Source organism: Streptomyces sp. NPDC002785 (assembly GCF_040295565.1).
Taxonomy (GTDB): Bacteria; Actinomycetota; Actinomycetes; order Streptomycetales; family Streptomycetaceae; genus Streptomyces.
This window is the reverse complement of the sequence record NZ_JBEOVN010000242.1, coordinates 1-9,746: the sequence shown is the minus strand read 5'-3', so window position 1 is coordinate 9,746 and position 9,746 is coordinate 1. Positions and strand designations below refer to the sequence as shown.

Here is a 9,746-nt window from a genome sequence, read left to right as displayed (position 1 = left end):
CTCCACCGGCCAAGAATCCGACGCCTCCCTGATCCTCGGAACCGAACAACGAATCGCTCTTGACCTTCACCGGGCAGGAGTCGTGCGACAGCCTCTGCACTGTCCGGCCCGTGCGCCGAAACCCTCAACACCCGGCCTTGGAAGGCCACCCGGCCGCAGGAACAACCAGCCCACTGCACGCTATGACGTGCACATCGTCCGCAAACCCGACCTCACAAAGCCACGCACGAAGAAGACAACGACACCACGTCCCCGCCGCACAGGTTAGAGATCAAGTTAGGGGGTCATCGTGACGAGTGTCCTGGCGACCACGTCCTCGGAGATGTTGTGCGTCAACTCCGGTCCGCGCGGGCCGTCGAGGACGAATGAGAGACCGGCGGTGGCCTTCTTGTCCAGCCTCATCAGTGCGATCAGCCGCTCCGGGTCCTGCCCGGGAGGCAGTGTCGTGGGCAGCGAGTAACTCCGCACGACATCCAGGTGTTCGGCCGCCCGCGCCTCGTCGATGCGGCCCAGCGCTCCGGCCAGCCTGCCTGCGAACACGGTGCCGATGGCGACTGCCTCTCCGTGCCGGACGGCGTAGTCCGTTGCCCGCTCCAGCGCATGACCCAGAGTGTGACCGTAGTTGAGGATGTGCCGAAGGCCCGAGTCCCGCTCGTCGGCGGAGACGATGGACGCCTTCAGTTGCACACTCGCGGCGATCTGCTCCTGCAACGCCAGGCCGCGCAGGTCACCCGCTCCGATGAAGTGGCAGCGGGCGATCTCGCCGTAACCGTTCAGCCATTCACGCGACGGCAGGGTGTCCAGATAGTCGGTGTCGCACAGGACGGCCTTCGGCTGCCAGTACGCGCCGACCAGGTTCTTCCCGTGCGGCAGATTCACCGCGGTCTTTCCACCGACGCTTGCGTCCACCTGCGCCAGGAGCGAAGTCGGCAGATGAATCACCGGCACACCGCGGTGGTAGAGCGCTGCCGCCAGACCCACCGAGTCGGTGGTCGTACCGCCCCCGCACGAGATGACGGCGTCCGTCCGGTTCAGTCCGAACTCGGCGAACCGGCGGCACAGTTCCTCCACCGTCGCCAGCGTCTTGTCGTCCTCGCCGTCCTTCGCGGACAGCGTCAGCGCGGGCACACCCGGATCCGGGACCCAGTGGCCGGGCCGTGCGGACACCACGACGACCCGGGCGGCGCCGACTTCGGCCACCACCTCCGGCAGGGTGTGACGCACTCCGGGGCCGATGCGCACGGAGTACGTCCGCTCGCCGAGCGGTACCTCGATCCGCCTGTGTGCCTTGGCCACTTGCTCGCTCCTCGTCGTCCGTCCACATGAGTCACCACCGCCGCAGCATGAACCACGAGCCCGTAACGCGGCCCCCGTCGGCATGAGTGTCACGACGTTGTGAATCCATAACAGGGCGTTATGGTGCCCGGCACGCACTCGCACGGCTGGGGTTCGCCATCGACCGGCTCCCGGTCGAGTCCTGTCCGCGGGGGAATCGGCGGTCAGGGCTGGAGCGACGAGATCACCTGGGAGACCGACGCGATGACCCGCGGCGCGTGGTCGTTGAGATAGAAGTGACCGCCCGGGTAGGTGTGCAGATCGAAGGCACCGTCCGTGTGCTCGGACCACGAACGAACTTCGTCGACGGTCGCCTTGGGGTCGTCCGTTCCGGTGTGCGCGTGAATCGGTGCGGCGAGACGCGGTCCGTCGGTGTAGCGGTACGTCTCGGCCGCCTTGTAGTCGCTGCGAATGGCGGGCAGCACCATGCGCATCAGCTCCTCGTCGCCGAACACCTGCGCCCCGGTGCCGTTGAGCGACTTCAGTTCTGCGATCAGGCCGTCGTCGTCGCGAAGGTGGACGGACTCGTCGCGGTGCCGGCAGGGCGCGCGTCGGCCGGACGCGAACAGGACGAGTGGCATCACACCCTTCTGCTCCAGCCGCAGCGCGAGTTCGAAGCCGAGCGTGGCACCCATGCTGTGCCCGAACAGTGCCAGCGGCCTGTCGGTCCACGGCAGTACCTGATCGACCAGTGCGTCGGCCAGGTCGGGGAGCGCCTCGATGCACGGTTCCGTGCGGCGGTCCTGGCGCCCCGGGTACTGGACGGAGAGCACGTCTACAGCGGGGGAGAGCGCTCTGGAGACGGGGAAGTAGAACGGCGCGGAGCCCCCGGCATGAGGCAAGCACAGAAGCCTGGCCTTCGCGCCGTCGGAGGGGTGGAACCGGCGGATCCACAGGCCGGTGTCGGTGGGGTTCGCGGTCACCTGACGTCCTTTCGTGCTGCCGGTCGGAGCGAATTCGCGCCCGGGCGATACGCGCATCACCCTGCCGGGCACCGGTGACCGGGCACAACCCCTAACCTTTGGGGCCGGCCGGGGCAACCGGGTAGGGGCCTGTTCCTTGCCCCCGGCCGCCCGCCTCCGGTTCCGCGCCCGTGAACGCGAGGTCTTCCGTCCGGGACTTCAGGACGCGCCGTCGATCTTCTCGATGTCGACGATCGAACTCATGCACACTGGTCAGGAACGGTACGCCGTCGGACGCTGACCGGCCACCTGCCCGTCATGACCAGGTCGCCGGCTCCCAGGTGGACCGTGCTTAGCTGGAGGGCATGATCGATGAATTCCTTGCCGGGGACCTGACCGAGGTCGAGGCGGCGGTCCGCGCAGCGGCCGCCGCCGAGATCATGCCGCGCTACCGGCAGCTCGCCGCGCACGAGATCGTCGAGAAGAGCGGCCCGCACGACCTCGTCACCACCGCCGACCGCCTTGCCGAGGAACATCTCACCGCATCCCTGACCAAACTTCTGCCGGGCTCGGTCGTTGTCGGCGAGGAGGCGGTCCACGCCGATCCGAAGGTGTACGACGCCCTGGGCGGCGACGCACCGGTGTGGGTCGTCGACCCGGTCGACGGCACCCGCCAGTTCGTCCGTGGCGAACCGGGCTTCTGCACCCTGGTCGCCCTCGCGCACCGCGGCGAACTCCTCGCCTCCTGGACGTATGCCGCGGCCCTGGACGAGACGGCGATCGCCGTCCGCGGCCGCGGTGCCACGCTCAACGGCAAGCCGATACACGTCGGCGCGCCCGCGCCCGGCGCCGTTCTGCGGGTGGCGATGTCGCACCCCGACTACACCACCGAGGCGCAGAAGCGCGCCCTCCTCGGCCTGCGTACCGAGGGCATCGATGCCCGTCCCTGCGGTTCCGCGGGCCTCGAATACCTCGCTGTCGCCCGTGGCGACCAGGACGCGGTCGCCTTCAACTGGGAGTACGCCTGGGACCACGCGGCAGGTCTGCTCCTGGTCACCGAGGCGGGCGGCGCCCAGGCCACGCTCTCCGGCGCCCCGTTCCGCATCACCGGCGGCAACACCCTGCCGTTCACGGCGGCCCGTGACGAGGCGACCGTCGAGCGCATCCTTGCGGCGCTCCGCGGCGAAGCCTGATCGGCCGCTGCCTCGCCCACGAGTTCACCCAGCAGGAACGGCACGCCCTGCCGGACCTGCTCGCGCTCCGCGTCACGGCTGTTCAGCGGGACTGAGAGGCCGGGCGTGGTCACTTTGCGTCGTCGCCGTGCTGGACCAGGCAGAACGGATGCCCGGCCGGGTCCGCGTAGATCCGCCACGGGCGCCCCGTCCCGGCTCCGTCATCGAGGACCACCGCACCGGCCGCCACTGCCTGTGTCTGCGCCGCGTCCGGATCCGGGACGCCGAAGTCCAGATGGAACTGCTGCGGGTGCGCCGGGTCCCCCCACCGCGCAGGCCGGTGGTCCGCCACCCGCTGGAAGGCGAGGACCAGCCCGGCTTCCGTATGGAGCGTCGCCCAGCCGTCGCCGAGCGCCCATCGACGGTCCGGCCGGTCGATCTCCCCGCCGAGCAGGCAGTGGTAGAACCCGGCGAGGCGTGCGGGATCGGCACAGTCGAGCACCACGCACTGCAGTTCGGCGATCACGAGAAGCTCCCGGTTTCTCCAGTGCCCGTCGCAAGCACCGATCGGACGTCCTGCACCAACTCCGCGGCCCTCTTCACCGCCGCCGCGTCCAGTCCCCGCAGCGCCTCGCCGACCCGTTCGGCGAAATCCGCGGGGGTGTCCGGCAGGGCGGCCGCCGCGGCCAGCGCACCCTTCTCGTTCAGACACCAGGTGCGGTGGTGGGCGTGGAGCGACTGGGTGAGGATGCCGAACGCCCGCGACAGGCACAGGGCGACATGGAGCGGGTCCCCGGCAGGGGCCGACTTACGGGCGGCATCCACCGAGAATTCCGCCTCCCACGCAGCTTCGACGAGCGCGGTGCGCAGCGGCTCCGGATAGATCCGGGTCTCCTGCTGAAGCGCCGTCAATTCACCCTGTGGGTCGGCGAGTACGTGCCCGAGCGCGACCTCACCGGGATAGGCGGGGGACCAGAAACCGAGCGGATGGCCCGGCTGCACGCCCACTTCGAAGCGGCCCTGGCGGCAGTCGGACCAGACCGCCTCCACCCGGTCCAGATCGCGCAGGATCCAGTCCACCGGGCTGCCGTCCACCCGCAGCCAGGCCCCGCCGTCGACCCAGGGCCCCCAGCCGCCGGGACCCGCGACCTGCGCCGGGGAGCCCTGTACCTCGGACGCCAACGCCGTCAGTGCGGCCAGGTCAGGAGTGCCGCGGTAGTACACGCCCAGATCCCAGTCGGAGTCCGGGCGATGCTTGCCGCGGGCCCGGCTGCCGCCCAGGGCTACGGCCTGGATGCCGCGAAGCGCAGTGAGCCGGAAGGCCATGTCGGCGATATGGGCGGGCATGACCGAGCCGGGATGCGCCACGGGCGCGGCGTGAGAGTTCGGTGTGTCCATAGAGCGGCGACCCTACCCGCCATCGCGCTGTCGGCACCTCGGAATATCCTGGGTGTCCTGGCCGTCGGCTGACGAAGGAGTCCGAAGGTGCCGTCGATGCTTGATGCTGTCGTCGTGGGGGCGGGGCCCAACGGACTGACCGCTGCGGTCGAACTGGCCCGCCGTGGCTTCGCCGTGGAGGTCTTCGAGGCGGCCGAGACCGTCGGAGGCGGTGCCCGTACCGAAGAGCTCACCCTCCCCGGCTTCCGCCACGACCCCTGTTCCGCCGTCCACCCGCTGGGCATCGGCTCGCCCGCGTTCAACGCGATGCCGCTGGCCCGGCACGGCCTGGAGTGGCTCCAGCCCGAGCTGGCACTCGCCCACCCGTTCCCGGACGGGTCCGCCGCCGTGCTCACCGGGTCGGTGGGGGAGAGCGCCATGTCGCTCGGCGCCCAGGACGCGGGGGCGTACCGCAGGCTCGTCGCCCCGTATCTCGGCCACTGGGACACCCTTGCCGAGGACATGCTGCGCACCCCGTGGGACGGGCTGCCCCGTGACCCGTACCGCTGGGTGCGATTCGGTCTCGACGCGCTCCAGCCCGCGACGCTGCTCTCCCGCCGCTTCCGCGGTGAAAAGGCGCGCGGCCTGTTCGCCGGGCTCGCCGCCCACGCCATAGCCCCCGTCAGTGGCCTGGCCACTGGCGGGATCGCCCTGCTCTTCGCCCTCGCCGCGCACGAGAATGGCTGGCCGGTGCCGCGCGGCGGATCGCAGGCCATCTCCGACGCCCTTGCCTCGTACTTGCGCGAACACGGCGGCACGATCCGTACCGGCACGGAGGTCAAGCGCCTGGACGAGCTCCCGCCCGCCCGCGCCTACATCTTCGACACCTCGCCCACCGCCCTCGCCCGTATCGCGGGGCTGGGCCACGCCTACAGCGGCTATCGGTACGGAGCGTCCTGCTTCAAGATCGATTACGCGCTGTCGGGCCCCGTCCCCTGGACCGCGAAGGAGGCCCGCCGCGCCGGGACGGTCCACATCGGTCCCACGGCCGGCGAGATCGACTCCGCGCTGAGCGCCGCGGTGGCGGGCCGCGACCCGAGCGTGCCGTTCCTGATCACCGCGCAGCCCACCCTGGTCGATCCGTCCCGCGCGCCCGAGGGCCGGCATGTCTTCTGGGCGTACGGACATGTCCCGGCGGGCTGGGAGGGTGACGCCACCGATGTCATCGAGCGGCAGCTGGAGCGCTTCGCCCCCGGCTTCCGTGACCTGGTGCTCGCCCGAGCGGTCGCGGGGCCGCCCCAACTCGCGGCGCGCAATGCCAATTACGTCGGCGGCGACATCGCGTGCGGCGCGTACTCCGGCCTCCAGACGGTGATACGGCCCAAGCTCGCACGGGTTCCGTATGCGACGGCGCATCCGGCGGTGTTCTTGTGCTCCTCGGCCACTCCGCCCGGCCCGGGCGTGCACGGCATGTCCGGTCACCACGCGGCGAAGGCCGTCTGGCGGCGGCTGCGGGCGGCGGCCTGAGCACCTCGAGGCCGTCCGGAGCGCGGGGGTACGGGGCGGAGCCGGTACGGGCGCTACGGCAGGACCCATTATCAAACGTGGGGAAGCGCGCCAGGGGACCAGCCCTGCGGAGTCGTGCAGTCCGTAACCGCTGTCGAACTGCTTGGTGGGGGTGCCCCGGTTGGCGTCGTACACGCTCACGTCGGCCGGACCGTTGGTTGCGGCCCATGACTGAGGTCCTGGCAGTGCGAGGTTGATGTCGGATTTTCGCCAGCCCCCAGGTGCCCCGTGACCGATGCTTGAGTCATGCACACCGACACCGAGCGCTGCGTGCGAGCCGTCCAGTCCAAGGACGCCCGCTTCGACGGCTGGTTCTTCACGGCGGTCCTGACCACCCGGATCTACTGCCGTCCCAGCTGCCCCGTCGTGCCGCCCAAGGTCGAGAACATGACCTTCTACCCCAGCGCCGCCGCCTGCCAGCAGGCCGGATTCCGGGCCTGCAAGCGGTGCCGGCCCGACACCAGCCCCGGCTCCCCGGAGTGGAACGCCCGTGCCGACTCCGTCGCCCGTGCGATGCGACTCATCCGGGACGGTGTCGTCGACCGCGAAGGCGTCCCCGGTCTTGCGGCCCGGCTGGGCTACTCCGCCCGGCAGATCGAGCGCCAGCTGCTCGCCGAGCTGGGCGCCGGCCCACTCGCCCTGGCCCGTGCGCAGCGCGCCCAGACCGCGCGGCTGCTCATCGAGACGACCGGACTCCCCATGGCCGAGGTCGCGTTCGCCGCCGGGTTCTCCTCGATCCGTACCTTCAACGACACCGTCCGCGAGGTCTTCGCACTCGCCCCTGGCGAGCTGCGCACCCGCGCCGCCCGGTCCGCGACACCGTCGCCCACTCCGGGCGTGATAGCGCTGCGGCTGCCGTACCGGGCCCCGCTCAACCCCACCAACCTCTTCGGTCACCTCGCCGCGACCGCGGTCCCCGGCGTCGAGGAGTGGCGCGACGGCGCCTACCGCCGCACGCTCACCCTCCGGTACGGACACGGCATCGCCGCCCTCACCCCGCACCCCGACCACATCGCCTGCCGGCTGTCCCTCACCGATCCGCGCGATCTCACCCTCGCGATCAGCCGCTGCCGCTGGCTGCTCGACCTGGACGCCGACCCCGTGGCCATCGACGACCAACTGCGCGCCGATCCGCTCCTCGCGCCCCTGGTCGACAAGGCGCAGGGCCGACGTGTACCGCGTACCGTCGACGGTGCGGAATTCGCCGTACGGGCGGTGCTCGGCCAGCAGGTCTCGACCGCGGCCGCCCGCACCCACGCGGCCCGTCTGGTCACCGCCCACGGCCTCCCCGTCGATGACCCGGAGGGCGGCCTCACCCATCTCTTCCCGACCCCCGCGGCCCTCGCCGCGCTCGACCCCGAACAGCTCGCCCTGCCGCGCAGCCGCCGCACCACCCTCACCACACTCGTCGGCGCACTCGCCGACGGCACACTGCGGCTGGGCACCGACACCGACTGGGAGAAGGCGCGGGCCGAACTGACCGCCCTTCCCGGCTTCGGCCCCTGGACCGTCGAGGTGATCGCGATGCGGGCGCTCGGCGACCCGGACGCCTTCCTCCCCACCGACCTCGGCATCCGGCGCGCGGCCGAACAACTCGGCCTCCCGTCGACACCCGCAGCACTCACCGCCCGTGCGGTGGTCTGGCAGCCCTGGCGGGCGTACGCGGTCCAGTATCTTTGGACCGTGGATGATCACCCCATCAACCACCTGCCCGCATGAGCAAGTTGGGAAGTTCACCCATGACCGCGACGCACACGCGTGACGTGACCCGGCAACACACGGTCGTCGACAGCCCGTACGGTCCGCTCACTCTCGTCGCCACCGACGGTGTACTCGCAGGCCTCTATATGAGGGACCAGCGGCACCGCCCGCCCGAGGAGACCTTCGGCGACCCCGACCCACGCCCCTTCACGGAGACGATCCGCCAGCTCGACGCCTACTTCGCCGGTGAACGGCGTGAGTTCGACCTGCCGCTGCATCTGGAAGGCACCCCGTTCCAGCGCAGCGTCTGGGCGCAGCTCCAGCTGATTCCGTACGGCGAGACCCGCTCGTACGGCGAACTGGCCGAGCTCCTCGGCAAGCCGGGCGCCTCACGCGCGGTGGGCCTCGCCAACGGCAAGAATCCGGTGGGCATCATCGTCCCCTGCCACCGTGTCATCGGCGCCTCCGGCAGCCTCACCGGCTACGGCGGCGGGCTCGACCGCAAGCAGCGGCTGCTGGCCTTCGAGAACGGTACGCAGGACAACACCCCGGCACTCTTCTGACGCCGCCGTGCGAAGAACGCGCGGACGGGCTTGGAAGACCTGGTCCAAGCCCGTCCGGAATCCACGCACGAAAAGCCGAAGCAACGCCGTTACGGCGGCGGCGTCAGCCGGTGAAGATCTCCACGAGGGTCCAGATCGCCAGACCCAGCATGCAGAACCCGCCGATCCGCTGAACCGTCTTGAGGGGCACCCGCTTCGCGATGAACCGCCCCGCGAGCAGCGCCAGCGCCGAGACGGACATCAGGGCGGCCGCGGACCCGATCGCCGTGGACCAGGTGCCGTTGCTCGCGGCCAGATTGGCCGTGGTGATCTGAGTGAGGTCGCCCCACTCGCTGATGAAGACCGCCATGAACGCGGTCGAGTAGACCGGCCAGAAGCCGGTCACCGTCTTGGTTTCGCCCTCCTCCTCGCCATCGCCGCCGCCGTTGCGCAGCAGCATGAACGCCCCGAACGCGAAGAGGGACGCAGAGACGAGCTTGACGATCCAGTCGGGCAGCAGCCCGATCAGGCTGCCCGCCCCTACGGCGATGGCGACGTGCACGATGAACGCGGACGACGTACCGAACCAGACATACAGCGGTCGCATACGGGTGCCCATGGCAAGCGACGCGAACATGGTCTTGTCGGGGAGTTCCGCGAGGAAGATCAGCCCGAAGGCGGTGAGAATCGCCAGGGGGTCGAAGTGCATTCGGGGTGGCTTTCTGTGAGAGCCGGGCCCCGGGCCTTCGCGAAGCGCCACTCGGGCTTTTCGGAGGACCACTCGGCCCGGCATGACGTCAGCGCCCACGGGGCGCGGGCGTGTCATACCTGACCGAAGGTCTCGCCCGCCCGCAAGGATCTACGGGCCCGGCCACCGGGAACCCGAGGGCTCCAGTGTGTCGACGACCGGTTTGCGGGGCTACTCCCCTTCGCAGCGATCAACTGTACCCCACCGGCCGGCGGGGGAGTTCAGATGTTCGATGGGGAGGCGGGGATCGGTGGAGTCGCGCGGTGATCATCCGAGCCGGCACCGGAGCCGTCCTGGCACATCGTCGGGCGCGAACCGGTGGACGTCGAGCGCCACCGTGTGACCGTACGCCTGCTCCAGGCGCACGCACCCGTCGCCGGCCCCGGGAAGGCCATCGGCAGAT

At 70.6% G+C, this 9,746-nt stretch carries 9 protein-coding genes; 4 read left to right on the top strand and 5 right to left on the bottom strand.

What is annotated here, in order from left to right; genetic code table 11:
• Positions 1 to 276: 276 nt before the first annotated feature.
• Both ABTZ94_RS33490 and ABTZ94_RS33485 read right to left on the bottom strand, forming a co-directional pair.
• Positions 277 to 1,296 carry a 3-dehydroquinate synthase family protein gene (locus tag ABTZ94_RS33490; RefSeq protein ID WP_351206559.1) on the bottom strand — a complete coding sequence of 340 codons (1,020 nt, stop codon included), beginning with the start codon at positions 1,294 to 1,296 and terminating at the stop codon, positions 277 to 279.
• Between the two features lie 203 nt (positions 1,297 to 1,499).
• Entirely contained in the window at positions 1,500 to 2,258 is a 759-nt protein-coding gene (locus ABTZ94_RS33485) for a thioesterase II family protein (RefSeq protein WP_351206557.1), read from the bottom strand.
• Between the two features lie 344 nt (positions 2,259 to 2,602).
• On the opposite strand from ABTZ94_RS33485, the gene ABTZ94_RS33480 reads away from it, so the two are divergent.
• A complete protein-coding gene (locus ABTZ94_RS33480; protein ID WP_351206555.1) occupies positions 2,603 to 3,430 on the top strand; it encodes an inositol monophosphatase family protein in 828 nt (275 codons plus the stop codon).
• Positions 3,431 to 3,539: 109 nt separating this feature from the next.
• Here the strand turns inward: ABTZ94_RS33480 and ABTZ94_RS33475 are convergent, their stop codons facing one another.
• Positions 3,540 to 3,935: a VOC family protein gene (locus ABTZ94_RS33475; protein ID WP_351206553.1), complete on the bottom strand. Its 396-nt coding sequence runs from the start codon at positions 3,933 to 3,935 to the stop codon at positions 3,540 to 3,542.
• Positions 3,932 to 4,756 (bottom strand): nucleotidyltransferase domain-containing protein, encoded by an 825-nt coding sequence (locus ABTZ94_RS33470; RefSeq protein ID WP_351206561.1) that lies wholly within the window; start codon positions 4,754 to 4,756, stop codon positions 3,932 to 3,934. Before ABTZ94_RS33470 ends, ABTZ94_RS33475 begins: the two co-directional genes overlap by 4 nt.
• A gap of 138 nt (positions 4,757 to 4,894) precedes the next feature.
• On the opposite strand from ABTZ94_RS33470, the gene ABTZ94_RS33465 reads away from it, so the two are divergent.
• The 3 genes from ABTZ94_RS33465 (at position 4,895) to ABTZ94_RS33455 (ending at position 8,616) form a co-directional block, all read left to right on the top strand.
• On the top strand, positions 4,895 to 6,313 hold the full coding sequence (locus tag ABTZ94_RS33465) for a phytoene desaturase family protein (RefSeq protein ID WP_351206551.1): 1,419 nt from the start codon (positions 4,895 to 4,897) through the stop codon (positions 6,311 to 6,313).
• Positions 6,314 to 6,598: 285 nt separating this feature from the next.
• Positions 6,599 to 8,071: an AlkA N-terminal domain-containing protein gene (locus ABTZ94_RS33460; RefSeq protein WP_351206549.1), complete on the top strand. Its 1,473-nt coding sequence runs from the start codon at positions 6,599 to 6,601 to the stop codon at positions 8,069 to 8,071.
• 20 nt (positions 8,072 to 8,091) lie between these two features.
• Positions 8,092 to 8,616: a methylated-DNA--[protein]-cysteine S-methyltransferase gene (locus ABTZ94_RS33455; protein WP_351206547.1), complete on the top strand. Its 525-nt coding sequence runs from the start codon at positions 8,092 to 8,094 to the stop codon at positions 8,614 to 8,616.
• A 103-nt stretch (positions 8,617 to 8,719) separates the two neighbouring features.
• Here ABTZ94_RS33455 and ABTZ94_RS33450 read toward each other — a convergent pair whose 3' ends face one another.
• Complete coding sequence (locus tag ABTZ94_RS33450) at positions 8,720 to 9,304, bottom strand: TMEM165/GDT1 family protein (RefSeq protein WP_351206545.1); 585 nt, start codon at positions 9,302 to 9,304, stop codon at positions 8,720 to 8,722.
• Positions 9,305 to 9,746: the final 442 nt, after the last annotated feature.